The organism is Vreelandella populi (genome assembly GCF_003989825.1).
In the GTDB taxonomy this organism is placed as follows: domain Bacteria; phylum Pseudomonadota; class Gammaproteobacteria; order Pseudomonadales; family Halomonadaceae; genus Vreelandella; species Vreelandella populi.
In genome coordinates this window covers 341,690-368,212 of record NZ_RZHE01000002.1, presented here as the reverse complement: position 1 = coordinate 368,212, position 26,523 = coordinate 341,690, and the positions used below count along the sequence as shown (strand labels likewise).

27 protein-coding genes are annotated in these 26,523 nt (G+C 55.9%); 3 read left to right on the top strand and 24 right to left on the bottom strand.

Annotated elements, in window-relative coordinates; translation table 11 throughout:
- Nucleotides 1-23: 23 nt before the first annotated feature.
- The 13 genes from ELY25_RS01645 to ELY25_RS01585 form a co-directional block, all read right to left on the bottom strand.
- On the bottom strand, nt 24-854 hold the full coding sequence (locus ELY25_RS01645) for a TatD family hydrolase (protein ID WP_126949553.1): 831 nt from the start codon (nt 852-854) through the stop codon (nt 24-26).
- Between the two features lie 39 nt (nt 855-893).
- Nucleotides 894-1,226, bottom strand: a complete 333-nt coding sequence (locus ELY25_RS01640) for a PilZ domain-containing protein (protein ID WP_126949552.1) — start codon at nt 1,224-1,226, stop codon at nt 894-896.
- A 23-nt stretch (nt 1,227-1,249) separates the two neighbouring features.
- Nucleotides 1,250-2,239: a DNA polymerase III subunit delta' gene (locus tag ELY25_RS01635; protein ID WP_126949551.1), complete on the bottom strand. Its 990-nt coding sequence runs from the start codon at nt 2,237-2,239 to the stop codon at nt 1,250-1,252.
- Nucleotides 2,230-2,883: a dTMP kinase gene (gene tmk, locus ELY25_RS01630; protein ID WP_126949550.1), complete on the bottom strand. Its 654-nt coding sequence runs from the start codon at nt 2,881-2,883 to the stop codon at nt 2,230-2,232. Before tmk ends, ELY25_RS01635 begins: the two co-directional genes overlap by 10 nt.
- A gap of 62 nt (nt 2,884-2,945) precedes the next feature.
- On the bottom strand, nt 2,946-3,953 hold the full coding sequence (gene mltG / locus ELY25_RS01625) for an endolytic transglycosylase MltG (RefSeq protein ID WP_126949549.1): 1,008 nt from the start codon (nt 3,951-3,953) through the stop codon (nt 2,946-2,948).
- A 22-nt stretch (nt 3,954-3,975) separates the two neighbouring features.
- Nucleotides 3,976-4,776, bottom strand: a complete 801-nt coding sequence (gene pabC, locus ELY25_RS01620) for an aminodeoxychorismate lyase (protein ID WP_126949548.1) — start codon at nt 4,774-4,776, stop codon at nt 3,976-3,978.
- 6 nt (nt 4,777-4,782) lie between these two features.
- The gene (gene fabF, locus ELY25_RS01615) at nt 4,783-6,021 is read right to left on the bottom strand and encodes a beta-ketoacyl-ACP synthase II (protein ID WP_126949547.1); all 1,239 of its coding nucleotides are present in this window, start codon (nt 6,019-6,021) and stop codon (nt 4,783-4,785) included.
- Between the two features lie 192 nt (nt 6,022-6,213).
- A complete protein-coding gene (acpP, locus tag ELY25_RS01610) occupies nt 6,214-6,447 on the bottom strand; it encodes an acyl carrier protein (RefSeq protein ID WP_008956801.1) in 234 nt (77 codons plus the stop codon).
- Between the two features lie 124 nt (nt 6,448-6,571).
- The gene (gene fabG / locus ELY25_RS01605) at nt 6,572-7,315 is read right to left on the bottom strand and encodes a 3-oxoacyl-ACP reductase FabG (protein WP_126949546.1); all 744 of its coding nucleotides are present in this window, start codon (nt 7,313-7,315) and stop codon (nt 6,572-6,574) included.
- A gap of 70 nt (nt 7,316-7,385) precedes the next feature.
- A complete protein-coding gene (gene fabD, locus ELY25_RS01600) occupies nt 7,386-8,345 on the bottom strand; it encodes an ACP S-malonyltransferase (protein WP_126949545.1) in 960 nt (319 codons plus the stop codon).
- Nucleotides 8,346-8,493: 148 nt separating this feature from the next.
- Complete coding sequence (gene plsX / locus ELY25_RS01595; protein ID WP_126949544.1) at nt 8,494-9,513, bottom strand: phosphate acyltransferase PlsX; 1,020 nt, start codon at nt 9,511-9,513, stop codon at nt 8,494-8,496.
- Nucleotides 9,514-9,556: 43 nt separating this feature from the next.
- On the bottom strand, nt 9,557-9,727 hold the full coding sequence (gene rpmF / locus ELY25_RS01590; RefSeq protein WP_087109291.1) for a 50S ribosomal protein L32: 171 nt from the start codon (nt 9,725-9,727) through the stop codon (nt 9,557-9,559).
- Between the two features lie 35 nt (nt 9,728-9,762).
- Complete coding sequence (locus ELY25_RS01585; RefSeq protein ID WP_126949543.1) at nt 9,763-10,311, bottom strand: YceD family protein; 549 nt, start codon at nt 10,309-10,311, stop codon at nt 9,763-9,765.
- 146 nt (nt 10,312-10,457) lie between these two features.
- Here ELY25_RS01585 and ELY25_RS01580 point away from each other — a divergent pair, with 146 nt between their 5' ends.
- Nucleotides 10,458-11,057 (top strand): Maf family protein, encoded by a 600-nt coding sequence (locus ELY25_RS01580; protein WP_126949542.1) that lies wholly within the window; start codon nt 10,458-10,460, stop codon nt 11,055-11,057.
- A gap of 20 nt (nt 11,058-11,077) precedes the next feature.
- Here the strand turns inward: ELY25_RS01580 and sppA are convergent, their stop codons facing one another.
- The 3 genes from sppA to ELY25_RS01565 form a co-directional block, all read right to left on the bottom strand.
- Nucleotides 11,078-12,190, bottom strand: a complete 1,113-nt coding sequence (gene sppA, locus ELY25_RS01575) for a signal peptide peptidase SppA (protein ID WP_126949541.1) — start codon at nt 12,188-12,190, stop codon at nt 11,078-11,080.
- 68 nt (nt 12,191-12,258) lie between these two features.
- Nucleotides 12,259-12,909, bottom strand: a complete 651-nt coding sequence (locus ELY25_RS01570) for an HAD family hydrolase (RefSeq protein WP_126949540.1) — start codon at nt 12,907-12,909, stop codon at nt 12,259-12,261.
- A gap of 29 nt (nt 12,910-12,938) precedes the next feature.
- Nucleotides 12,939-13,880 carry an RluA family pseudouridine synthase gene (locus ELY25_RS01565; RefSeq protein ID WP_126949539.1) on the bottom strand — a complete coding sequence of 314 codons (942 nt, stop codon included), beginning with the start codon at nt 13,878-13,880 and terminating at the stop codon, nt 12,939-12,941.
- 674 nt (nt 13,881-14,554) lie between these two features.
- Between ELY25_RS01565 and rne the strand changes: the two genes are divergently transcribed.
- Nucleotides 14,555-17,854 (top strand): ribonuclease E, encoded by a 3,300-nt coding sequence (gene rne, locus ELY25_RS01560; protein ID WP_126949538.1) that lies wholly within the window; start codon nt 14,555-14,557, stop codon nt 17,852-17,854.
- Between the two features lie 71 nt (nt 17,855-17,925).
- Here rne and murB read toward each other — a convergent pair whose 3' ends face one another.
- The 7 genes from murB to ELY25_RS01525 form a co-directional block, all read right to left on the bottom strand.
- The gene (gene murB / locus ELY25_RS01555) at nt 17,926-18,954 is read right to left on the bottom strand and encodes a UDP-N-acetylmuramate dehydrogenase (RefSeq protein WP_236995615.1); all 1,029 of its coding nucleotides are present in this window, start codon (nt 18,952-18,954) and stop codon (nt 17,926-17,928) included.
- A gap of 21 nt (nt 18,955-18,975) precedes the next feature.
- The gene (locus ELY25_RS01550) at nt 18,976-19,038 is read right to left on the bottom strand and encodes an arsenate reductase/protein-tyrosine-phosphatase family protein (RefSeq protein WP_236995618.1); all 63 of its coding nucleotides are present in this window, start codon (nt 19,036-19,038) and stop codon (nt 18,976-18,978) included.
- 72 nt (nt 19,039-19,110) lie between these two features.
- On the bottom strand, nt 19,111-19,881 hold the full coding sequence (gene kdsB, locus ELY25_RS01545) for a 3-deoxy-manno-octulosonate cytidylyltransferase (RefSeq protein ID WP_126949537.1): 771 nt from the start codon (nt 19,879-19,881) through the stop codon (nt 19,111-19,113).
- Nucleotides 19,881-20,090, bottom strand: coding sequence for a Trm112 family protein (locus tag ELY25_RS01540; protein WP_126949536.1), 210 nt, complete (start codon nt 20,088-20,090; stop codon nt 19,881-19,883). The genes kdsB and ELY25_RS01540 overlap by 1 nt, the downstream gene beginning before the upstream one ends.
- A 13-nt stretch (nt 20,091-20,103) precedes the next feature.
- Complete coding sequence (gene lpxK / locus ELY25_RS01535; RefSeq protein WP_126949535.1) at nt 20,104-21,099, bottom strand: tetraacyldisaccharide 4'-kinase; 996 nt, start codon at nt 21,097-21,099, stop codon at nt 20,104-20,106.
- On the bottom strand, nt 21,096-22,832 hold the full coding sequence (gene msbA / locus ELY25_RS01530) for a lipid A export permease/ATP-binding protein MsbA (protein WP_126949534.1): 1,737 nt from the start codon (nt 22,830-22,832) through the stop codon (nt 21,096-21,098). The genes lpxK and msbA overlap by 4 nt, the downstream gene beginning before the upstream one ends.
- A gap of 56 nt (nt 22,833-22,888) precedes the next feature.
- The gene (locus ELY25_RS01525) at nt 22,889-25,156 is read right to left on the bottom strand and encodes a DNA internalization-related competence protein ComEC/Rec2 (protein ID WP_126949533.1); all 2,268 of its coding nucleotides are present in this window, start codon (nt 25,154-25,156) and stop codon (nt 22,889-22,891) included.
- Nucleotides 25,157-25,253: 97 nt separating this feature from the next.
- Here ELY25_RS01525 and ELY25_RS01520 point away from each other — a divergent pair, with 97 nt between their 5' ends.
- A complete protein-coding gene (locus tag ELY25_RS01520) occupies nt 25,254-25,805 on the top strand; it encodes a DUF2062 domain-containing protein (RefSeq protein WP_126949532.1) in 552 nt (183 codons plus the stop codon).
- On the opposite strand, the gene ELY25_RS01515 is transcribed toward ELY25_RS01520, so the two are convergent.
- Nucleotides 25,802-26,521: an ABC transporter ATP-binding protein gene (locus tag ELY25_RS01515; RefSeq protein WP_126949578.1), complete on the bottom strand. Its 720-nt coding sequence runs from the start codon at nt 26,519-26,521 to the stop codon at nt 25,802-25,804. The two genes, ELY25_RS01520 and ELY25_RS01515, sit on opposite strands and share 4 nt — an antisense overlap.
- Nucleotides 26,522-26,523 lie beyond the last annotated feature (2 nt).

Here is a 26,523-nt window from a genome sequence, read left to right as displayed (position 1 = left end):
CTGATACGTGCGCGGCTAACTGGCTAAACCAGTCCGGCCCGGCCCAGCGCCTGCTTGACATGCGCTGGCGCATCCGGCGCCGCCGCTTTAAACAGCTGATAGAAGTTGGCGGTGGTCTGCATGGCCACTTCATCCACGCTAATACCCCGCTCCCTGGCAATACACTCGGCGACCTCGACCACCCAGGCTGGCTCATTGGGCTTGCCGCGATACGGCACAGGTGCCAGATAAGGGCTATCGGTCTCAATCAAAAGACGATCAAGCGGCAGCAGGCGAGCCAACTCGCGCAATGGCGCTGCATTATTAAAGGTAATAATACCTGACAAGGAAATATAGAAGCCAAGCCGCACTGCTTCACGCGCCATCTCCATATCTTCGGTAAAACAGTGAAGCACCCCGCCTACTCGCGGGTCGCTATACTCGCGCAGCAGGGCTAACGTTTCTTCCTTGGCCTCACGCGTATGCACAATGACCGGCAGCTCAAGCTCCCTGGCAGCCATCAAGTGACGCTTGAAGCGTTCATGCTGTACAGCAATCGGCACGCTGTCCCGGTAATGATAATCAAGCCCGGTTTCACCAATCGCCACGGCACCATACTGCTCGGCCGCCTCTTGTATATCGGTAACACTGGGTTCAATGGCCAGCGTATGCAGCGGGTGAAGGCCAGCCGAAATGGCTACATCATGGTGCTCACGGGCAATGGCGGCAAGCCCCGGCATATCTTCCAGGGTAACTGAAATAGCCAGGAACTGACTGACGTTTGCTGCGCGTGCTGCCTCAAGCGTGGCGGCCACATCACCGTGGTGGGTATGTTCAGACAAACGATCCAAATGACAGTGCGAATCAACAAACATGAACGTCTCGATGGAAAAAGGGGGTAAAAGGCGCGTGGTTTAAAGCGTATATGAGGGAGCCTGAACGTCTTGATCCTTGAGTAGTGCATCAATACGCTCGCAAAGAAGGCTATTTTGCAGGCTGAAATGGACACCAATGCCCGGTGTGCGCTGGTCGGCAGCACCCTCCGGCGAGATCCATGCTACCTCGCCCGTTACCTCGATTGACTGTTGCTCACCCGGTAAAGTGAGCAACAGATGCACTTGGCTACCTAATGCATGAGGCGTCACGGTAGGTACAAATATTCCGCCGCGCTCTAAAAACGGCATATAGGCCGCTTGCAGAGTGGCTATATCAGGCACGTTTAAGGCAAAGGCTTTTTGAACACTCATAGCAACCTCGCTGCCATCAAAGACTATGAACGCAGTAGCGCCGCCCAGCGTACCAGCCAGGCTTCTAACACCAGCTGCGGATTGGGGTTGGCACCCACGGCCAAAAGGCGGCGCTGTTCGCGAGCATAATCCAATAACCGGAACCAGTCCTGAACGCGACCATTCTTGACCGCCTGGCGATAAAGGGGCTCTAGATCGGGGTTATGCAGCGTTTTTGCGTTACCTGAAATACCCAGACGAATCAGGTCTTCAAGCCAGGCGATACCGTACCATAGGATAGCGTCAATTGCCTGGCGGTCGAGCCTTGCCGCCTCTGACACCGGTTCAGCGCCGCGCACCAACTGCTCAAAGCAGTCGTGAATCTGATGGCGCAGCGCCCGCTCTTCAGGTGAGGCCAGCTCAACGGCCAAAAGCGGCAAGCCACCTGATACCTGCCACCAGAAATGCGCCTCGTCCTGACTACCCAGTTTTTCGATCAACCAGCCACGGCATGCTTCGAACGCTACGCTTGAAAGCGGCCATTGCTGGCAGCGGGAGCGAATGGTCGCCAGCATGCGTGACGGCACATCGGAAAGCAGGATAAACAGCGTTTTTGCCCCCGGCTCTTCGAGGCTTTTAAGCAATGCGTTGGCGGCCGCCACGTTCATGCCCTCTGCCGGTGACACTACAATGACCCGATAGCCACCCTGCTGAGCCGTTTGGGATACAAACCGATTCACCTCGCGAATAGGATCGATGCGTATCTGACGCTTGCCCTCCTCAGGAGAGACACGCATCAGATCGGGATGATACCCCGAGGCCAGCATAGAGCAGCTGTGGCAATGCCCGCATGCTGAACCGCCTTGGGGGCTGGCACACAGCGTACGTGCGATCAGTGCTTCAGCCAGCTGCTGTTTCCCTACTCCATGTGCGCCGCTCAGCAAAATGGCGTGAGGCATACGCCCTTCATCAGCCAGGCGCACCAGCTGCTGCCAGGTAGCCGCGTGCCAGGGCAGAACGCCGCTTAGCGCCATTGCGCCACCCGACTGGTAACCACGCGATCAATATCTACCTGCACGTCGGCTAACGCCTGATGAGCATTAATCAATGCAAAACGGTTGGGCTCGGCACTGGCACGGGCTAAATAAGCATGACGAACCGCCTGAAAGAAATCGCTCTGCTCTTGCTCGAACCGGTCGCGCTGCTCTTTTTGACTACTCAGCCGCGACTCAAGGCGTGCTTGAGCCGCGGTTAACGGCATATCCAAAAGCAGTGTCAGGTCAGGCGACAGGCCCTGCTGAACGAACGCCTCCAGCTGGGCAATACGCTCAACCGCCACACCTCGTCCGCCGCCCTGATAGGCAAAGGTGGCGTCGGTAAAGCGGTCACATACCACCCACGCGCCCCGTTTGAGAGCAGGCACAATTTTTTCAGCCAGATGCTGGGCACGCGCGGCAAACATCAATAAAAGCTCGGCGTCGGTATGCAGCGGCTCTTGAGGGGCGGGGTCCAGCAGCAGTGCACGGATCGCTTCAGCACGCGGAGTGCCGCCCGGCTCACGGGTACTGACCACTTCAATGCCCTGTGCCTCAAGCGATGCGACTACAAACGCCATATTGGTGGACTTGCCTACGCCTTCCCCACCTTCCAGGGTAATAAAGCGTCCCCGCTTAGTCATTGCGATCCCTTAATCAACGCATGCAGCATTGAGGTAAACTTCATAAAACGTAACGTCTGATATCAACGATTACGGATGTAACGATTCACCGCATTATTGTGCTCACGCAGCGTCCGTGAAAAATGGTGCGTACCATCCCCCCGAGAAACAAAGTAGAGCGTCTCTCCTGGCAACGGATCAACGGCCGCTTCCAGCGAGGCTCTACCCGGCATGGCAATCGGCGTGGGAGGCATACCGTTAATTACATAGGTATTATAAGGTGTTGCTTCGCGCAAATCGGCGCGCGTGATACGTCCTTCATAACGCTCGCCCATACCGTAGATAACGGTAGGGTCGGTTTGCAGACGCATCCCTTGCTCCATGCGCCGCTTGAAAACGCCAGCTATTTCCCGGCGCTCTTCCGGCGCGCCAGTCTCTCGCTCGATCAACGAGGCCATTATCAGCGCCTCATAAGGTGAATCAATGGTTAAATCCTCGGCGCGGGATGCCCATACTTCATCCAGAATATGTTCCATACGCGCCAGCGCCTGACGCAGGATATCCACATCGCTCATACCCAGGTGATACCGATAGGTATCAGGAAAAAACCACCCCTCTGGGAACGTGCCGTCTCTATCCAGTAACGCCATGACTTCTTCATCGCTCATATCAGCCGTGCGATGTTCAAGCTTGGGAGCATTATTGAGCAGCGTACGCAGCTGGCTGAACGTACGTCCTTCCGGAAGCGTTAGCGGGTAGGTCACCACATTGTTGCTACCCAGAAGCGCAATCATTTCCAGCCCGCTCATGCTGGGCATCAACTGATATTCACCAACCCGAAGACGTGGCACACGCTCAGGGTGTACCCGAGCCAACAATTGAAAGGCCCAGGCATCATCAATGACACCCTGCTCTTCCAACTGAACGACCACTTGATTAAAACCTGCGCCGGCAGGTACCTGATAAAGCACAGGCTCTTCCAGTGCCAACGGCGCTTGCAAACGGTTTTGCCAATATAAATAGCCGCCCGCTACAGCGGCAGCACCTAGTACCAGGAGAATACCCAGAGCGGCCATTAACCGTTTCAACATATCACCTCAACAAAAAAGAAGCTTATTGCGACACGTAACCCAACAGTTGGTGCGCCACTGTTTGAAATCTGTCTGAAGCATTTTGCGGCCAGCGCTTAAGGCAGAGGCCATCTTCAGATAACAACGTCGTAACAGGCCATGCACCCTGAACCGAGTTGGCCACCCAGAGTCGTTCTACTGAAGGGATAGCCTCAAGTGATACATCCGCCTCCCTAACCATTCCCTGGCTGATCAACGCAGCACGCAGCGTACCGGCCACGCCACAATTTTCAAGCCGTGGTGTAAATACACAGCCCTTCTGCTGCCAGAACACATTCATGCTGGTTGCTTCGATCAATTGACCGTGAGTATCAGCAAGCAGGCCTTCGGCGATGTCCGGCGTCTGCCACTCTTGACGTGCCAGGACGTTTTCCAGCCGGTTCAAATGCTTGATACCTGCCAAGGCGGGCTGATGCCCCAGGCGCAAACTGCACTGCCGTACGGTTACCCCTTCCTGCCAGCGTGCAGTTGCAGGTGCAAAGGGCGTACGGCGGCTTAACAATCGAGGCGTCGGTGTTTCGGGTAGCGCATACCCTCTGCCTCCGCTGCCACGGGTAACTATCAGTTTAAGCACTTCAAGCGTTGAACTGACAGAGCCTTCCCAGGTGGCGGCCAACGCCTCCTGGGAAGGCATTGGGATACCCAAACGCAGGCACCCTCGGCTCAACCGTGCCAGGTGGTAAGGCCAAAGTACCGGCTCTCCCTTACGCAGCAGTACTGTTTCAAATACGCCATCCCCATACGCCAGCCCACGATCATCAAACGGCACCCGGGGCAGGGTCATCTTGCGCTACACCTTTTTGAACAGCAGTGAACCGTTAGTACCACCAAATCCAAACGAGTTGGAAAGCGCGGTATCAATACGCATATCACGTGCGGTATGCGGCACATAGTCCAGGTTGCAGCCTTCCTGAGGGTTATCCAGGTTAATGGTGGGCGGCGCGACCTGATCCCGAATGGCCAGAATACAGAACACGGCCTCAACGGCACCGGCGGCACCCAACAAATGGCCAATCATGGACTTGGTAGAACTCACGGCCACGTCTTTCGCCGCACTCCCCAGGACATTTTCAACCGCTCGACTTTCTGCCAGATCACCCGCTGCGGTGGAGGTTCCGTGCGCATTGATATAATTGACTTCGGAAGGGTCCATTTGCGCGTCTTTAATCGCATTGCTCATGGCAAGCGCAGCCCCACGGCCATTTTCAGGCGGCGCCGTCATGTGGTAGGCATCGTCACTCATGCCGAAACCGACAAGTTCCGCATAAATATTCGCGCCCCGCGCTTTGGCATGCTCGTACTCTTCAAGCACCAGTACACCGGCACCATCTGACAACACAAAGCCATCGCGATCTTTATCCCACGGGCGGCTTGCCGCCTCGGGATTATCATTACGCGTTGACAGCGCTCGAGCGGCAGAGAACCCGCCCAGACCAAGCGGTGTGGTAGCCATTTCAGCGCCGCCACAAATCATCACATCCGCATCACCATAGGCGATGGTACGCGCGCTATAGCCAATATTGTGCGTTCCGCTGGTACACGCGGTCGTAATGGCAATATTAGGGCCTTGAAAACCGTGCTGAATCGCCAGATTGCCCGAAATCATATTGATAATGGAGCCCGGCACAAAAAAAGGCGATACGCGACGAGCGCCACCCTTATTCAGCGCATTGTGGTTATGCTCGATCATGGGCAAGCCACCGATACCTGACCCCATGGCCACCCCGATACGCGGCGCATTCTCTTCGGTACAGGTAATACCCGCATCCTGTATTGCCTGAGCGCCAGCTGCCATGCCGTACTGAATGAACAGGTCCATCTTGCGGGCTTCTTTGGGGTTCAGGTAAGGGCTAATATCGAAATTCTTAACCGAACCGCCAAAGCGTGTATTGAAGCTACTCGTATCAAAGTGCTCAATGGGCGCTATACCGCTCTTGCCAGCCGTAATATTCGCCCACGTTTCATTCACGCTATTGCCCACTGGGGTCACCAGGCCTAACCCAGTTACCACTACCCTTCTTCGTGCCATCAGCTTTCCTCCAGGCATCCATGGTGACTCGACCCATGCGGGTCAGTTGCAGCAGAAATTTAGATGACTAGTATAACGGAGAATGCGCTTCATGTTCATTGTGTATACACAAAGCAAAAAAGCCGCCCTAAAAAGGGCGGCTTTTAAGGGGGGTGCTAGCACCACACCCTCGTTTAATGCATCAACTTGCCCTTACTGGTGGGCGTTTACGTAGTCGATGGCTTCTTGAACCGTAGTAATCTTTTCTGCTTCTTCGTCAGGAATTTCAGTATCAAATTCCTCTTCCAAAGCCATTACCAGCTCAACGGTGTCAAGCGAATCAGCACCCAAATCTTCAGTGAAAGAAGAGCTGTTCTGGATGTCTTCTTCTTTAACGTTCAGGCGCTCTGCCACAACTTTCTTCACGCGCTCTTCAATAGTACTCATTAACGTACTCCAGTCGTTCACATTAGCCGTTTTTGATAACCAGCTATTTGGAAACCGCAAGCCAAAAGCTGCGGGGTAGTTTATAGACGCCCTTAGGCAGACGCAACCGCTAAGCCTAAGGCCATCAACGCATATTCATGCCACCGTTCACGTGCAGCGTCTCACCGGTAATGTATCCTGCTGCGTCACTGGTAAGAAAACCCACGGCGGCGGCGATCTCTTCTGGCCCACCCAGGCGAGCCAAAGGAATTTGCTTTAGCAGCATCTCATGCTGCGCTTCAGGCAACGCCTCGGTCATATCGGTGGCAATAAAGCCTGGCGCCACTGCATTGACGGTAATTGCACGAGAGGCTACTTCTCGCGCCAACGCACGACTAAAACCTTCCATGCCTGCCTTCGCAGCGGCATAGTTAGTTTGGCCCAGGTTACCCATGGTTGCCACTACCGAACTGATCGATACGATACGCCCAAAGCGAGCTTTGGTCATGCCACGCAGGCATGCCTTACTGACACGATAGACAGATTTGAGATTGGTATCCATCACCGAATCCCACTCATCTTCTTTCATGCGCATCAACAGATTATCACGGGTGATACCCGCATTATTGACCAGGATAGTTGGCGCACCAAAGCGCTCCGCAATAACCTTGAGCACTTCATCAATGCTCGCCTGGTCAGTCACATTAAGGCAAAGCCCTGCGCCTTCAATGCCCTGCTGCTTTAAATCAGCATCGATTTTTTCGGCACCGAACTCACTGGTTGCGGTTCCGATGACTATACGACCCTGGCGACCCAGCTCATGAGCAATCGCCCTGCCAATACCCCGACTGGCGCCAGTAACAAGCGCAACCCTGCGTTCTTGCGTCATAATGTTCAGCCTTTAACTATTTGCTTTTAAAGCGTATCCACAAGCAAGGATAGCAAAAAATCGTGACGTATCAGACATCATTTGCCTGCACATCACGCGCCAACTCAAGCGCCGCATCCAAGCTATCAGGATCATTCACCGCCAAGCCTTTGGCTCCGCGAACAATACGCTTATTAAGCCCTGTCAGCACTTTACCAGGACCGCACTCAATAAACACATTAACAGATTGAGCGGCCATGGCTTCAACGCACGATGCCCAGCGAACCGGCTGATAAAGCTGCTCGATCAATCGCGTACGCAGCGTATCGACATCAGCATGCGCCTGAGCATCCACGTTTTGAATAACCGTATAGCGCGGCGCTCGAAGCTCAATACCTTCCATGGCAGCTGCCAGACGTTCAGCAGCTGGGCGCATCAACGCGCAGTGGGAAGGAACTGAAACCGGCAGTGCCATTGCACGCTTAGCGCCGGCCTCCTGACAGGCCACAATAGCCCTATCAACAGCCGCTTTACTGCCAGCGATAACCACTTGCCCAGGCGAATTGTAATTAACCGCAGAAACAATATCGCCTTGCGCCGCTGCCGCGCAGGCGGCCTCTACGGCCGCATCTTCAAGGCCAAGAATGGCCGCCATGGCACCTTTGCCGGCAGGCACCGCTTCCTGCATGGCTTCTCCGCGCAGGCGAACAAGCTGAACACCCTCGGCAAAGCCCATCACACCAGCGCATACCATGGCGCTATACTCACCCAGGCTATGCCCGGCCATTATGGTAGGCCGAGGCCCTTCAAGCTCCTGCCATACTCGCCAAATCGCAACACTAGCAGAAAGCAGCGCAGGCTGCGTACACGCCGTTGCATTTAGCGCGGCTTCGGGGCCTTCCTGAACGACTTTCCACAAATCGTAGCCAAGTGCATCCGAAGCTTCCTCAAATGTTGTTCCCACCACACTGTAGCGCTCGGCCAGCTCTCGCAGCATTCCAAGCTGCTGAGAGCCTTGCCCGGGAAAAATGAGGGCAAGGGGTTGAGACATGTCGTTCACCTTTGCTCTTGTAGGCATTTGCTCATTTGAGCGATAGGCGTGGTTATCGGCACATCCTGCTGCCTTCTATAACCCGCAAAATTGCCAGCGCCTGTACTGGCACCAGCTGAATACTGAACTCTGAGAGACACTACCACTGCTAGCGGCGCTGCCATCGGGCTGCCATTCGTGCAGGCAAGTTATGCTCCACTTCACACAACGCGCGCCGAATAGCATAGTAGAAACCTTCTGCCTGAGTACCGCCATGGCTTTTCACCACAATACCCTTCAGGCCAAGCAAGCTTGCGCCGTTGTAGCGCACAGGGTTTAACTCCTGCTTGAGATACCGCAACACAGGTTTGGCCAGTAAGCTTGCCAGGCGCCCGCTCAGACGCGATTCAAACGCCATCTGAACACGTTCAACCAGCATACGGGTCAAACCTTCGCTCGATTTAAGTACGGCGTTACCCACAAAGCCGTCACACACCACAACATCCAGCTCACCATCAAAGAGATCGCCACCTTCGGCATACCCCTGGTAGGCAAACGCCGAGGCATCCGGGTATTCGCGTAACAGCCTGTCAGCCTCGCGCACGCTGGCGCTTCCTTTGGTCGCCTCCGCTCCCACGTTAAGCAGAGCAACACGCGGCAAAGCAATTTCATCAACACACTGCGCCATGGCCGCCCCCATAACCGCAAAGTCGAGCAGCCGGTGCGCTGGCGAGTCCACGTTAGCGCCCAGATCCAGCAAGTAACAGCGACGCCCGTGACGCGCCGGAATGGCGGTACTGATCGCCGGGCGGGAAATACCTGTAAGCGTTCCCAATTCGCGCCGAGCAAGGGCCACCAGCGCTGCTGTATTACCCGCGCTTACCCCTGCCACGGCCTCACCCATCCGCAGGCTTCGCAGCATACACGCCATGCTGCTGGCCTGACCATGCCGAAGTGCCCAGGCCGCACTAGACGCCTGAGAGATACTTAACGGCGCATCGCTTACCGCTAAACGTGACGTTGCCGCAGCCAGAGGCTGCGGCAAGCGTAAAAGCTCAGCAATAATTTGCTGACGCGGGCCAAACAGAGTCAATTCAAGATCAGGATGTTCAATCACTGCTCTTGCAGAACCTTCGATAACGGCACGGGAGCCTTGATCGCCTCCCATTACATCAATCGCTAGGCGCATGCAGCACCCACTCTATTTGGCCGCTTTATTAGACAGTTAAGGCTTATACCTCAACCACCTTGCGACCACGGTAGAAACCATCCGCAGCTACATGATGACGCAGATGCGTAGTGCCGGTTTCTTTGTCCTGGGACAGCGTCGGCGCGCTCAGCGCATCGTGGCTACGACGCATACCGCGCTTGGAACGAGTTTTACGGTTCTTTTGAACTGCCATGGGTGTTTACTCCAAGGTATGTAGGGTAATGGTGCTTACTTTTTGCCTTTCAAAGCGTCTTTGCCTTTCAAGACATTGAGCACCGCGAAAGGGTTCGTGGCCGGCGTCGATTCTTCTGCCTCGCCGTCTGTTTTGCTGACCAGCTGCTCCGCCGAGACATAGCATTCGGTTTCATCGTGATAGACCACCTGTGGCAGGCTAAGGATAAGCTCATCCTCAATGACCGTCAGCAGGTCCAGCTGTTCATTTTCCACCAGCACTGGTTCATGACTGGCAGGCAGCTCGGCGGCCAAGGCTTCATCGCTGATCATTCCAAGCAGGAAGTCACTGGACACGTCTTGGCTTAGCGGCACCAGGCAACGACGACAGGGCAACGCCAGGGTCGCTTGCAAATGGCCACGAATTTCACGACGACCTTGAGCATCTACACCAAATTCCAGTACGACATGACAGTCGCCTGTTTGGTCACCTGCCTCTTCGGCAAGCCGTGGCAGCTTATCAAGCGCCACTAAGCCTTCTAGTCGTTCGCGGCGGGCTGCAAGCTTATAAGGCTCAACCCGGCTGGGGAGTTGTGAGGTCAACATAGGCGCGCAATGATAGGCACTCCCCCCGCTGGTGTCAAAGCTGTCGGCACAATTCTTCATGGTTTCTCGCATAAACTTGTCAATTAGGCACGGCCGTTGGCTTTCGCTACACTCATTTTGACTCTTAATTGCATAGGAATCCTCGTGTGCCGCTTTCTCAGAACGCACCCTTAGTACTAGCGTCAAGCTCCCGCTTTCGCCGCGAACTGCTTGACCGCCTGCAGCTGCCTTATCAGTGCCATTCGCCTGATATAGATGAAACGCCGCAAACTAACGAGTCGCCCAAGGCACTCGTGCACCGACTGGCACTTGGCAAAGCCAATGCCGTGGCGCACCGTTTTCCGAAGCACTGTATTATCGGCTCAGATCAGATAGCGCTTTTCGAAGGCGATATATTGGGCAAACCCCATACCCCCGAGCGCGCCTACGCGAATTTGACGCGTTTTTCTGGCAATCGGGTAACGTTTTTGACCGGCCTGGCCTTGCTCGACACAAGGGAACAGCGCCACTACACGCATATCGAACCATTCGATGTCGTTTTCAGAAAGCTCACCAACCATGAAATTGAACGTTACGTAGCGCTTGAGCAGCCGCTTGATAGTGCCGGCAGCTTTCGCATGGAAGGATTGGGTATTACGCTCTTTGAGGCGCTTGAAGGGCGCGATCCGAACGCACTGATAGGGCTACCGCTGATTGCGCTTTGCGACATGTTGCGCCAAGCAGGGATGGACCCGCTTGGCACATAGTCACAAGCGCTTGGCCTCGCCTACTGAGCCTGATAGCGCAGCGGCGAGTTGGAGACCGTAAGGCCTAGCGTTTCTGCCGCCATTTGCGTAAACCGTCGCGTCAGTCGATCAAAGGGGTCAAGGCGCGGCGTATAATCTTCCCAGCTCGCTTCACCTACCTGATCACGAGCCACCTCTTCAAGACTTGCCAGGTGGTCAACCAGGCCTAGCTCAAGCCCCTGCTCGCCACTCCAGATAAGCCCTGAAAATATATCCGGTTGATCGCTTAACCGGTTACCACGTCCGGCACGAACGTCGTTAATAAACTGCTGATGGGTTTGGGTTAAAACGCTTTGCCAAAATGCTTCCGCTCCTTCATCAAGTGGCTGAAAAGGGTCCAGAAACGCCTTGTGTTCACCCGCAGTCAACACTCTTCGCTCAACGCCTATCTGGCTAATAGCATCCTGAAACCCGAAACCTGCGTAGATAACCCCGATAGAGCCGACCAGGCTGGCGGGTGACGCAATGATCTCATCAGCTGCTGAGGCAATGTAATAAGCCCCACTGGCGCCAATATCCTCAATCACTGCCAGGATAGGCTTATCGCCCTGCTCACGCAGGCGCATTATTTCGGCATAAATACGCTGCGACTGCACGGGACTACCGCCAGGGCTATCAATGTGCAACACAATGGCCGAGGCATTCTCGGCCTCCCAGGCGCGCTCGAGGCCCTTGATGATACGCTCGGCATTGGCCGGCGCATCACTGGCAATCACGCCTTTAACTTCAACGACTGCAAGATGGCGCTGCGTAGGTGCCGCATCACCTGACCCGGCCCAGAAAGCGCTATAGACGATCGCCGCTATGAGTGACAGCATCAGAAACAGTATGATAAGCCGGAAAAACAGCTTCCAGCGGCGTGACCGGCGCTGCTCTGTCAGCACGCCGCCCACCCAGCGGTCCATCATCTCTATCTGGGCCAGGCGCTGTCGCTCACGAAGCGTCTCGGCACTATCTCCAGCCGCTCCTGACATCTCCGGCGTGCTTTGATAAGTCGATATGTCAGGCCCTTGTGTCCAGCGATCTGCCTCTGAATGGCTTTCTGCAGGGCGGTCATGCCCGCCTAGGCCATCGCGGCGAGGATCATCACTCATAGTCCATCCTTTTTCGAGTTCAGAAAGGCGCAGGCAAGCGGCAACCACTTGCACGCCCCTCTTGTTACCTATCCATTAAGCCAATCAAAGAGCTGCTTAACATTATGAGCCACCCACTTGGGTTGGCTTGCCGCCAGCCGCACCGGCGTATGTACGCCGTAGGTGACCGCCACACGGTCCATACCAATGGCTCTTGCCATTTCCAGATCGTATTCAGTATCACCCACCATTACCGCCCGCTCTACAGGCACACCCAATTCATGAAGAATTTCACTGAGCATCTGCGGGTGCGGCTTGGAGCGCGTCTCATCAGCCGTACGGCTGGCATGAAACCAGGCGCCACTGCCTGTTTCAGCAAACACCCGATCAAGACCACGACGGCTCTTGCCCGTAGCGACCGCCAAGCGCTGCCGCGGGCGTTCAAGCAGGCGCGCCACCTGAGCCTCAACACCTTCAAAAAACGGCATAGGTGTCGTATTTCCAGACACAAAGTGATGCGAATAGCGCTGACGCAAGCGCTCTGCTTGCGCCGGGCCGATCCCTGGACAGAGCTTGGCAATGGCCTCAGGCAAGCCAAGACCAATAATATCCTCGATCGCCGCCACCTCAAGCTCGCCCCATTCGGCTTCCAAAGCCGCGGCCTGCATGCAGGCAACAATTTTGGGCACCGAATCCATCAAGGTGCCGTCCCAGTCAAAAATAATCAGCTCGTAGCGCATGACCACTCCTTACTTCGAATACGCCTGCGTTATCGCCGCGCGCGCTTGAGCACATCTTCCAGCACATCTGGCAGCGGCGCTTTGACGGTGACCGGGCGTCCATTGGTAGGTTCTGGAAAGGTTAGCGCACGCGCATGCAAAAACAGGCGGCTAACGCCCAACTGCTGGGTCAGGTGAGCACTTTCCCGAGTGGAATACTTGTCATCGCCAAGCAGCGCATGGCCTGCATGGGCGGCATGCACGCGTATCTGGTGAGTACGCCCGGTCACAGGCTCTGCTTCAATTAACGTGGCCTTCTCGAAGGTTTCCACCACGGCAAAATGGGTACGCGACACCTTACCGTTGGGGTCAACCCGCACCCGACGCTCACCGTTACCCGCCTCAAAACGGTCAAGTCGCGCGCTTTCATAGGTTTTACGTGCAGGCCAACGGCCACTGACCAGCGCCAGATAGCGCTTGTCCATACCATGCTTTTTCAAGGACTCGTTGAGCGTAAGCAGTGCTTCACGGGACTTGGCCAGCAGCAGGCAGCCTGAGGTGTCACGGTCAAGGCGGTGAACAAGCTCCAGGAAGCTGAGATCGTCACGTACTTGACGCAAGGCTTCTATCAAGCCGATTTTCACTCCGCTGCCCCCGTGTACGGCAAGGCCAGAAGGCTTGTTGAGCACCATCCAGTCCGGGCCCTCCATGATCACGCTGCCTACTAGAACGTCACGCAGGTTATCGCTAACCTCTTTCACCGCCTCACGGGGCGCCAGGCGCAGTGGCGGCACGCGCACCAAATCGCCCGCCTGTAGCCGATAGTCCACCTTGACGCGTTTTTTATTAACGCGAACCTCACCTTTTCGCACGATGCGATATATCAGGGCTCTGGGAGCACCTTTCAGACGCGTCATCAAAAAATTATCAATTCTCTGACCTGCCTGTTCCGGGGCGATGTCCACCCACTGCACTTCACGCCCTTCGGCCATTAACGCTTACTCCTGCTTTGTCTCTATGGTGCCAGACTAAAAACCGCATTCTAGCGTAGAGCCAAGGGCATTGCGTCAATTGCTGGTGGTTGTCTTTACTGTTATATTCCAGAACGTTCACTCGCTAAGCGCGGACAGCTTGTTACGTATTACTGTTTTCACAAGCGTTAATGCCGCGTTTAGCTAAAGCGCCTGCCCGACCAACACGCAGGCCTGAGCATGAGAAGCGGCATCAGTGTACGCATTGGCCGCATCCAAACGTATTAAAAATGCAGTCATTCTGTCGCGGCATGACGACGACAGATTTGCTAATGCTTCGCCGATCACGGCAAGCAATTGCTGAATAAAACGCTACGCCCAGCGCAGCCCTTCCTTGTTGTCACAAGGAACTGGCTTGCGCTTGGCGACAAGTTCAACGCTGTGCCGGCGGCCAGCGTGGACGAATCGAAGAATGCTAGGTGTAGGCGGTGTCAGCAGGGCCGGATGGACGTGACAGCCACCGAAACACGTCCTGCCTCCGCCACGTACTCAACCTGTCAGCCGGGTCGGTGATAACGCCTTCCCGGCTTGCCGCGTCAGCATAACCATGCGCCGAGCACAAGCACGCAGCACCCGCGATTCGTCTACGTTATCCCTTAGGCGGTTTGCCGGCACGCAACGCTATGCGAGACAACATGAAACGGATGCTTATCAATGCGACCCAACCCGAAGAGCTTCGGGTCGCGCTGGTTGATGGACAACGCCTGTACGACCTGGATATCGAGTCTGGGGCCCGCGAACAGAAAAAAGCCAATATCTACCGCGGTAAAATTACCCGGGTAGAACCTTCCCTTGAAGCGGCATTTGTCGACTTTGGCGCAGAACGCCACGGCTTTCTACCGCTCAAGGAAATCTCCCGCGAATACTTCATTAAAGATGTCTCTGGCCGCCCAAGTATCAAAGAGGTACTAAAAGAAGGCCAAGAAGTTATCGTGCAGGTGGATAAAGAAGAGCGCGGCAATAAAGGCGCTGCCTTAACCACCTTTATTAGCCTGGCAGGCCGTTTTCTAGTGCTTATGCCCAACAACCCCCGTGCTGGCGGTATTTCTCGCCGTATTGAAGGGGAAGAGCGCAGCCAGCTAAAAGACGCCATGGGCCAGCTCACCGTGCCCGACAAGATGGGCCTGATCGTGCGTACGGCCGGCATAGGTCGTAACCCAGAAGAGCTTCAGTGGGATTTGGACTACTTGGCTCAGGTATGGGAATCAATCACGACTGAAGCTGCTAAGCAGCCTGCCCCGTTCCTGATTTACCGGGAATCCAACGTCATTATTCGGGCCATGCGTGATTACCTGCGTCAGGACATTGGCGAGGTGCTGATCGATAGCCCCGAGATTCATGCTGAAGCGCTGGGCTTTATTCGCCAGGTCATGCCGTCCTACCAGCAGAAAATCAAGCTTTATGCTGACGAAGTGCCGCTGTTCTCGCGTTTCCAAATCGAATCACAAATCGAAACGGCCTATCAGCGCGAAGTAAAACTTCCCTCCGGCGGCTCGATTGTTATCGACCACACCGAAGCGCTAGTCTCGATTGATATCAACTCCGCCCGGGCAACCCGCGGCAGCGATATCGAAGAAACCGCCCTGCAGACCAACTCTGAAGCGGCCGATGAAATTGCTCGCCAGCTACGCCTGCGCGATATCGGCGGCCTGGTGGTGATCGACTTTATCGACATGGGCCCGGCACGCAATCAGCGTGAAGTTGAAAACCGCATGCGCGATGCCTTGAAGCTTGACCGCGCCCGCGTACAGATTGGCCGTATTTCGCGTTTTGGTCTGATGGAAATGTCCCGTCAACGCCTGCGCCCTTCGCTGGGTGAAACCAGCGGCGTGGTCTGCCCGCGCTGTAATGGCCAGGGCACTATCCGCGACGTACGCTCTCTTTCGCTCTCGATCATGCGCCTTATCGAAGAAGAGGCAATGAAAGAGCGGAGCGCGCAGATCCGCGCCATTCTACCGGTGCCGGTAGCCACGTACCTGCTCAACGAAAAACGTAGCGTGCTGGCCGATATCGAGTCACGCCAGGGTGTACGCGTTGTGCTGCTGCCCAACCCGGAAATGCATACGCCTCACTACGACGTGCAGCGTTTGCGCGATGACCATTTAGACGAAGACGATACTCAAACGCTGTCAAGCTTCGAGCTATCTACCGATACCGAAGTAGGTAAAGAGCCAGACCCAAGCTTTGCGCCACCTACTCAGCGCGCTGAAGCCGCCGTTAAAAGCGTCACACACAACGCACCGGCCCCGGCGTCATTGCAAACAGAAGAGCCTGCGCCCAAAGCCGAAGAAGCGCCTGCTGCTGCCGAAAACCCGGGTGAGCAGCCCAGCGTTATCGGTCGTTTTATCCGTGGTTTTGCCAAATTGCTGGGTGGCGATGACACAAGCGCGCCACAGGCACCCAGCACAACTAAGGCGGTCACTACGCCTCGCAAACCCGCTGAGCGGACCGGCCAACGCGTTACCCAGCCCAACAGCGAACCGAGGCAGCGCCCGGCGCGCAGTGAACGCAGCGACAACGCTAAAACTGAGCAGCGCAGCAGCCAGCCGCGAACCGCAAGCGATGACAACAACGATAAGCGTAACGGCCCGAGCCGTACCCGCAATCGGCGTCGCCATCCGCAACAGGAAGACGCTAAGGCCGTGGATAATGCATCCAAAGGCGATCGCCAGAAGGATGCTTCGGCAACCAAAGAAGAAAATCATGACGCGCCAAGCAAAGCGCCTCAAAAAGAGTCTCGGCGTGATACCAGCCGTGACGCTCAGCGCAGCGCTCAAGATAGCAAACCGGCAGATGCCAAACCGCCCAAAGAAGCTTCGCGCAACGATGCCGAGCAGCCCGCTGCCAAAGATGACGGCAAGCCGAAACGGACGCGCAACAACCCGCGCAACCGCTCACGCAAGCAGGCGGTGAACCCTCAGGCCGAAGCTGAGCAGCTGAAGCTTCAAGCGCAGGCACCTGAGGAATCGGCGAGCGCCGAAACACCAGCGCAGCAGACAATGCCTGAAACGTCTCAGGCCGATGCCCAGCCGTCAGAAGCCAAGCGTGCAGAAGAGCCACCCGTCGATAATCAGCCTGAAAAAGATAAGGTTACAGAAACGCCAGCAGAGGAAGCTCAAGCTCTCGAAGCTCATTCGGCTGAAACCCAGACTACTGAAACCCAAGCTACGGAAACTAAGCAAGATGCGACGGGCTCAGAGACTCAGGCTCAGCCGCCAGTAGCTGAAAGCAGCCATATGCAAAAGGCACAGGAAGAAGCCGCGACTCCCGCAGCAGCCGCTCCGGAGCCCGTTGCAAAGACAGGCGAAACGCAAAAAACTGCTCAGCCGAGCATGGCACAAACTGAAACGCAGGCCCTAACAGCGGCTGCTGACACAGCACCTGACCAGGTAGCCCTGCCGCCGCGCTCGATTGAGAACGCATCAGAAGTGGCGGATACTGCCCCGACTGAGCAGCCGGAGGATGAAAACCCGCAAGCCAGCGCTCATCGCGCGACAGGAGACGCGGATGTCATGCCCGAGCAAATAGCGGATGCAAGCAGCGAAGCAGATAATACGCTTGCGCCTTCACCGACAGAGTTGGCTGAAAGCACTACCGCCCCCGTATCGGCATCGAGCGAAGATGCTCAAGCGCCGGAAGCCAAACCTCTGGCGAGTGAGTCAACTGCGCCACAGGTGGTTGAAGAGCCGTCCGAGCCGCAACCCTCAGCAGAAGAATCAGCCGTCCAATCAGAGACTGAAGAGAGCCTGCCCGAGACAGCCAAGGCAGAAGCTACGGTAACCGCAACCAGTGAATCCGTTGTGGAGACCAATGAGTCCGTAGAAACCAATGAACCCGCGGCACAAGAGACGCCTGTGGCACGCCGTCGCCGTCGTCGGGCACATAATGACCCGCGCGAGCTACGCAAGCAGCAGCAGGAAGCGGGTAAAGAGTAGTTTCCCGCAGGTACGAAAAACCCCGCTTAGGCGGGGTTTTTTTATGACATAACATAAGCCCATAGGCACTGCTATGGCTGAATCACGCGTGGTTCGGGCTCAAGTAGCACGTCAAAGCGCGCGCTAACCTGTTCAACGATACGGCTGGCAAATTCCAGCAGACCTTGGCGATCACCGCCTCCGTGGTGCACCAATACCAGCGCCTGGCGCTCATGCACACCAAATGCGCCCTCGCGCACGCCTTTCAAACCACACTGATCAATCAGCCAGCCTGCTGCCAGCTTAGTCAGGCCTCTCTCTTGAGGAAAATGCGGCATTTCCGGGTAACGGCTCAACAGCTTTTGGGCTTGGCTTGTAGGTACGAGCGGGTTTTTAAAAAAGCTGCCGGCGTTAGCCAACTGGCGAGGGTCTGGCAGCTTTTCCTGCCGAATAGCTGAAACGGCTCGGGCCACTTCCATGGGCGTTGGCGTGTCATCTAGCCGTGATGCGAGATCACCATAATGCAGCTTGGGTGCCGGCCGCCTTGAAAGCCGGAGAACCAGCCGAGTGATAACCACACGTCCATTTAGCTCACGCTTGAAAATACTGTCGCGATAGCCAAACGCACATTCAGCACCGCTTAGCCAGCGCACGTGGCCCGTGGCCAGCTCCACTACCTGCACCGCATGCAAGCTATTGGAAAGCTCGACGCCATAGGCACCGATATTCTGCACCGGCGCGGCACCACAGTCGCCAGGAATGAGCGCTAAATTCTCGATCCCCCAGAAACCGCGGGCAGCCACGCCAAGCACCAACGCATGCCAGTTAACCCCGGCGCCTACGTGGGCCATTACCTCATCGCCTTCGTACGCAAACCACAACTGATTCAACATCGGACGTACGGCAAGCCCTGGCAACTCAAGCGGTAATAACACGTTACTCCCGCCTCCCAGCAACGTTACCGGCCACTGCTGGCGGCCAGCCTCAGCAAGGGTGTGACGTAGTGCATCAAGCGTGCGAGGCTCGGCATAATGCTCGGCAATACAGGGTAAGCGCAGTGTGTTGGATAATGTAAGATCGATACGCGACTGAATAGTCGATACCCTTTGCCGATTAATCAACGTTATTGCACCTGTTCACTTTCAAACGCCCTCCGCCGTGGGCGAGCGGCAAATATTACCCAAACAGACGAAAAGTACCCGCATCACAAAGCGCTTCCTTGTACGTAAAAATGAGCGCTTAAAAAAGCACATCGACAATCAGTTATTGAAATACCGTTAACCGGTGGACGTTAACAAGGCGCGCACCCGGTCGAGATCTTCTTGCGTATCAACACCCGCTGGATTGATCTCGCACGCCAGTGCCACTTGAATCAAATGGCCGTGCTGTAAGGCGCGCAGCTGTTCAAGCTGCTCTAACTGCTCAAGCATGGATGCTGGCCAGTCGCAGTAGGCCGCCAGAAAGCTTGCGCGGTACGCATAAATGCCGATATGGCGAAGCCATGCATCGGTTTCAAGCAGGGTAGGCACTTGCTTGAACTGTTCGCGATCCCATGGGATAGGCGCCCGGGAAAAATACAGCGCCCTGCCCTCTAATGAACGCACCACCTTGACCACATTGGGGTTGAACAGCGAATCTACATCGCTGATAGGCTCAGCAAGCGTGGCGATAGACGCCTCTTTATCCTCTGCAAGGCGTAATGCCACCTGATCGATTAACGCAGGAGGAATTAGCGGCTCATCACCCTGAACGTTAACCACCAACTCGTCATCGTGTAGCCCGAGCAGTTGAGCAACTTCAGCAAGCCTATCAGTGCCAGAGGGATGCTCAGCCCGAGTCATGACAACTTCGGCTCCATAGGGAAGCATCGCATCACGAATGCGCGTGTCGTCAGTGGCAACTACAACGCGACTCGCCTGACTTTGGCAGGCACGCCGCCATACGTGGGCCACCATGGGTTCACCGGCTATCTCAAGCAGCGGTTTGCCGGGCAGCCGCGTAGACCCATAGCGCGCTGGCACAACGGCGGTAAAGGCAGGAAACGTCATTATGCGTCTCCCGTGCGCCCCGGCGATGGCGGCAGTTTTTCATCAGCGTTCATTACCCGGGCTTCTTCGGGCAGCATAACGGGGATACCTTCCTGAACGGGATAGGCCAAGCCGTCATAATGGCAACGCAGCTCCTCCGCCTCGCGATCATATTTGAGTTTGCCGTTACATAACGGGCAGACCAGCATTGCCAGCAATTCCTTATCCATGCGTACATCCCCTTCAGGATAAAGCCGACAGTTTGGCTGTCAGCCAGTGTTCAAATTCTAGCGGAAGCACGGCTTCCACTTCCAATACCCAACTGTTGAGTGGTGCAATTTCCATACATTTTACGGCGTCTTTTGCCGTCATCACGACAGGCCGCTGCTGAGCTGAAGCAAAGATATCGGCATTGAAACGCTGATGATCTGCCAGCGGGCGCATTTCGCCCTCGACGCCTATCGCGCGTAGTGTGGTAAAAAATCGTTCAGGGTGCCCGATACCGGCCACGCTGAAGGCGGGCAGGCTAAACGGCAGTGGTGTTAGCGGGAGACGTTCACCATTACTTAAACGCCGCCAGCATACCGGCATAAGCTGCATGGACGTGGTGCTAACCGACAGCGGCTGGCGCGGCTCACCATTAACAATGACCGCATCGACACTTTCCAGACGGCGCGCCGATTCACGCAGCGGCCCGGCAGGTAGACAACGCTGATTACCCAGGCCTCGTGCCCCATCAATGACGACAAGCTCAATATCTCGCTCCAGCGCCAAATGCTGCAGCCCGTCATCGCTTAAAATGATATTGCAGCCAGCGTCTATCAGCGCTTGCACACCGCGTGAGCGCTTAGGGTCCGCCACCACCGGCAAGCCGGTTTGCTGTGCCAGCATGACCGGCTCGTCACCGCTTTGCGAAGGGTCGGTATTGGCCTTTACATGAAGCGGGTAATGCTCAGCCTTACCCCCATAGCCACGGGTGACAATCCCCGGTGACCAACCCTGCGTGGCAAGCCAACGGCCCAGCCAAGCAACTAGCGGAGACTTTCCCGTCCCTCCCAGAGTAATATTACCCACCACAATAACGGGGACGGACGCGCGCCACGTGGCTTTTTTACCGCTTTGATAGGCCGCTTTACGCCGTGACATCATACGCTGATAAAGCGCACCTAACGGGCGCAGTGGCATAAGCCAGGGGCTACCGTTATAGGCCCCTTTCAGCCAGCGCTGGGCCAGCGTCATGGCGTGTCCTGAAACTGCAGCTGATGCAGCGCTGCATAAGCGCCGCCCGTTGCCAGAAGCGTTTGATGGGTGCCCTGCTCAACGATTCGTCCCTGATCCATTACCAAGATTCGATCCGCACGCTCAATTGTCGACAGCCGATGGGCAATGACCAGCGTCGTCCGCCCTTTGCAGACATACTCCAGCGCTTTTTGAATATAGCGCTCGGATTCGGTATCCAGCGCAGACGTCGCTTCGTCCAGAATCAATACCGGACTATCCTTGAATATTGCCCGGGCGATAGCCAAACGCTGGCGTTGCCCACCCGACAGCATTACCCCGTTTTCGCCCACTACGGTTTCATAGCCTTGGGGCATTTTTTCGATAAACTCGCTGGCATAGGCAGCCTTGGCAGCCGCTTCAATGGCTTGACGGTCCGGGCTAGCAGCGCCATACGCAATATTGTCGGCAATCGTTGCGTTAAACAGTGTCACTTGCTGAGAAACCAGACCAATCTGCTGGCGCAATGGACCTAGCGCATACTCATCAATATTAATGCCATCGATTAAAATGCGTCCTTCGCTTGGCCGATAAAAACGCGGCAACAGGCTTACTAAGGTTGATTTACCGCTTCCTGAACGGCCCACAATGGCTACCAGCTCACCGGGTGAGACCTTGAGATCAATGTTGTGCAGCACTTCCGGCTGGTCGTCTGCATAACGAAAGCTGACATTATCAATAAGAAGCTCACCGTTCAGGCGTTCAGGTACGTGCTGGCCTGTATCCTGCTCGGGGGCCAAGTCCATCAGTCCAAACAGTTCGGAGGCAGCCGCAATCCCCTTTTGGATCTCGCTGTTGATCTCGGTGAGCTGACGCACTGGTTTGATCATCAGGGCGGCCGCGGTGATGAATGCGACGAATTCACCCGGCGTCATATTAGCCATCAGCGAAGGCGCCATGGCGAGCCATACCAGCAGTGCCATGGATATGGCCACCAGCATGAGAATGACCGGAGAGCTTATGGCCCGGGTCATCGCTTCTTTCATGCTCTGTTTGCGGTTTTCTTCGCTGACACGTTCAAAACGTTTGGTTTCATAGGCCTCGGCGCCGTGGGTGCGTACCACGCGATACCCCGAGAGCGCTTCAGATGCCACATGGGTGACATCCCCCATGGAGCTTTGGATACGTTTGGATATACGCCGAAACCGCTTGCTGACATAGCTCACGACTACAGCAATAATTGGTGTTACGCCTAGAAACAGCAGGGTCAGCATCCAGTTCGTCCAGAACAGATAGCTAACCAGCCCCACAACAAACAGACCTTCACGCAGAATAACCGTCACCGCATTGGTAGCCGCACCCGCAACCTGCTCTACGTGGTAAGTCACCCGTGACACTAGGTGGCCACTTGAGTGATGATCGAAAAAGCGGCCTGGCAAATGCAGCAAATGGCCAAACACATCACAGCGCAATGTATGGATCACATAGCGGCCCACATAGGCCATATAGTAAGTGCTTAAAAAGGTGCCAAGTCCGCGCGCGGCAAACATGAGCACCACAAACAGCGGTAAAAATAGGCGGAACGCGGCATCCGGGTTCTGAATGCCGTCGATCAGGCGTTTCATCATTTCCGCCAGTGCCGTGCTTGATGCGGCATACACCACAAATCCTGCAACCGCCATGGCAAATGCTCGCCAATGCGGTTTTACGTAGCCCAGCAGTCTTTTATAAAGAATCCAACCTGAATCAGTCACACGCGCTCCCGGCAATAGTGTGCAATGCGCTGAATTCTACCTTATGGCGCAGCGCTTCAACACCGCTTCGTATGAACCGATAGTCGCCGAGTCGGTTTGACCACTACTGGCTGATCCTCCTTAAGCCAGAAACGCAGCGCTCCATCATGCCCCGTATTCCATAAGCAGCTCCCCTGCCGGTTAAAACGACGCACTACTGTATCGACCGGATGATGAAATCGGTTGTTGCGTCCAGCACTGAATATCACATGCCGAGGTGACGTATGCTGCACAAACTGAACGCCAGAGCTGGTAAGGCTACCGTGGTGACCGGCAATCAACACGCTGACGGGTAAATCAATATCGCGTAAAAATCGCCTTTCGATATCACGGCTAACATCACCGGTAATCAGAAGACGTTGCTCTCCTATACTCACTTCCAGCACGCAGGAACGATCATTGGCTGAATAATGTGTTGGACCAGCCGGTGGCCATAAAAAGCGATAGGTCACACCATCGCGCTGCCACGTTTGTCCACGCTGGCAAGCATCAGTGGCTATGGGTAGCGTCTCCCCCACTGGGGCATACCAGTGCTCAACACGATGATCATTCACTAACGCACTCACCCCACCTGCGTGGTCGCTATCGGCATGACTGACGATTACCTGTTCGAAGTGCTGGTTAGGGGACCATAGCGCTTGAAGCGGCATGAACCCTGTCTGAAAGCGCGGCCCGGTATCGTACAACAGGCGGTAACGAGAACTACGCAGCTCAACCAACTGCCCCTGACCAACATCGTGCACTGTTACTCGCAGCGCAGCGTCAGGGATAGCATCTGCCGTTGACCAGAAAGGAAGCAACGCCACTGGCATTATGGCTCCGGCTCTTAACCAGGCAGAAATACCCGGCAGCCCCCAACAAAGTGCTAACAGCAGTAGCGCACCACTTAACGGATAGATTGCTGTATAATCAGGCTCCCACAACGGCCACAGCGCCATAGCCTGCGTGAGCAACGTGTGAAGAACGGATAACGCCTGCTCAAATAGCCACCAAACTCCCGTCCCTATTAAAGGCAAGGGAGCAAAAAGCCAGCCTACAAGTGCCAGCGGCACCATTACTGAGCTTACCCAGGGAACGGCCACCAGATTAATAATGGGTGCTCCGGGCGCGATACGCCCAAATGCGATCAATACGGCAGCGGCCATTAATGGAGCCAGCAGTAGCTGCGAGCGTAATAGCGCCAAACACCAGCCTTTAATCCCTTGCGGGCGCGCTCGTCCCTGCCATATAACCATCAGCCAGGCGACGGCAAGAAAAGAAAGCCAGAGGCCAGGGCGCCATAGTGAGAGCGGGTCGACCAATATGACCAGCGCAAGCGCCAGCCACCACGCTTGCCAGACGCCTGGCGCGTGCCGGCCGCTTAATACCCAGAGCCCCACCAGCGTCATTACCATAGCCCGCATGGCCGGTGGCGCTAAACCGGCCAACAGCGCATACCCAACGGCCGTGGCGGCAGCCACCCACCATGGCCATACCCGCATTCGCCAGTTAAGCGGCGACACAAACCGCGCGACGGTTCTTGCCAGCAGCAACCCAAAACCGGCGACCAGGCCCACGTGAAGCCCGGAAATGACCACCAGATGCGTGGTGCCCGTGGCATTGAGCAGCGTCCAGTCATCCTGGGTTAATCTATCTCCCTCGCCCAGGGTCAGAGCTGCTAACCAGCGTTGAGTACGCGCCTCAAGCGGCGCACTATCCAACACCTCAAGCGCTAACCGGCGCACTGAGAAGCCAGCGGCAGCAATCCTTTCCGGCGCGGGTTCCTGGCGTACATAACCCGTCGCGTGAATACCCTCCCGCCATAGCCATTGTTCAAAGTCGAAGCTATGGGGATTGGCAAACCCACTAGGAGGACGCAGGCGCACCAACATCTGCCACTGTTCGCCAGGCTGATAGTCAGCATCGCCGTAAGCAGTAACGCGCACTTTCCTGAGCAAATGGCAATTAGGATACCCAACGGGTGCTTCACAGCGATCAATGGCCAGCATAAGCCGCTGTGAACCACCTAAAGGGGTTACGCTGAGAAGCGAGGCCTCAACCATCACATCCTCACCGTTAAGCCCTGCTGGCAGACGGCTGGCCCACTCCTGATGAATGCCTATAAACACCCAGCCACCCAAAACCAGCCAGGGTAATGCCCTTGGCCGCCATATCATGACTAACAATATACTTAGCAGGCCCGCGCCGATAAGTGGGTTTAGCGTCCCCGTACTACCGCTTAATCCAGCAGCAATAGCGCCTAACAGCGTCGCCAGCGCCGCCGGTATCGCAACGCCTAACGACATACGATCCTCCTTGGCATAAGAACTTCACGTACTCGGCATAGCCGAAGCGCTACGCTATATGGATAATAGGGTGCACTAGTCGTCAAGAGTACCTGACATGCCGCGCCGTTTCCTGCAGCGCTACATGCCTAAACCCGATACGTTAAAGCGGCAGCGGTCCTTACGCTTCATAGCGCCGCTGATAGCTGATCCCGGGTTGTGGCTTTTAACTCGTCGAAGCGTTGCCAATGCCTTTAGCGTCGGCTTGTTTTGCGCCATGCTGCCGATCCCTTTTCAAATGGTGGTCGCGGCGGTGGGTGCTCGGCTAAGCCGATGCAATCTGGCGCTGTCGGTGGGCCTTGTCTGGATTACCAACCCTCTTACCATGCCGCTTATTTTTTACGCCAACTATCGGCTGGGCACGTTTATTCTTGGCGCACCGGCACGCGAAGCACCTTCACGCATTTCAACACGCTGGATAGCCGAGCAAATGCACGACATGCTTCCGCCGCTCGTGGTGGGGTCGCTGGTGACCGCCATCGTGCTTGCGCTAGTCGCCAATGTCGGCATTCGCCTGATTTGGCGCTGGCATGTTTCCTACAATTGGAAACGCCGCCGCCTGAATAGGCAGCGGCGTCGGGCACGTATCGAATCTGAATTCGACGATTAAGGCGTGCGGGGTTGCTCGATGAGCTTGCCGGCATCGAGCTTCAGCACTCTATCCTGGTGTGCTGCAAGCCCTACATCATGGGTAACGATAACGAAGGCACAGGCGCTTTCTTTGGCTAGTTCATCCATCAAGGCCAGAATGGTTGCCGCCGTGGTTTGATCCAGATTGCCCGTCGGTTCATCCATCAGAACCAAGCTTGGATCGGTTACCAGCGCCCGGGCAATGGCAACCCGTTGACGCTCGCCACCGGAAAGTTCTCCAGGCTTATGGTCCGCCCGCGCCTTCATCCCTACCCGCTCCAAGATCTGCATGGCACGCTTCTCGGCCGTTTTCTTTGACTGACCGCGAATGATCAACGGAAGTGCAGCGTTCTCCACCGCCGTGAATTCTGCCAGCAGATGGTGAAACTGATAAACAAAGCCGATATAGCGGTTGCGAAATTTGCCCAGCGCCGCTTCATTAAGTGTGGAAAGCGGCTCACCCGCGATCACCACCCGGCCATCGCTTGGCCGGTCCAATCCACCCAGCAAATTGAGCAGCGTGGTTTTACCTGAACCCGAGCTGCCTACAATGGCAACCCGCTCGCCTGCACGCACACAAAGATCAAGTTTATCGAGTACGGTTAGATCTTGCGGCCCTTCGCTATAAATCCGCGTCAGACCCTGACAATCCAGCATGATGGCCGGCTCGGACGCTGTACCGGGAGATGTATTCATTG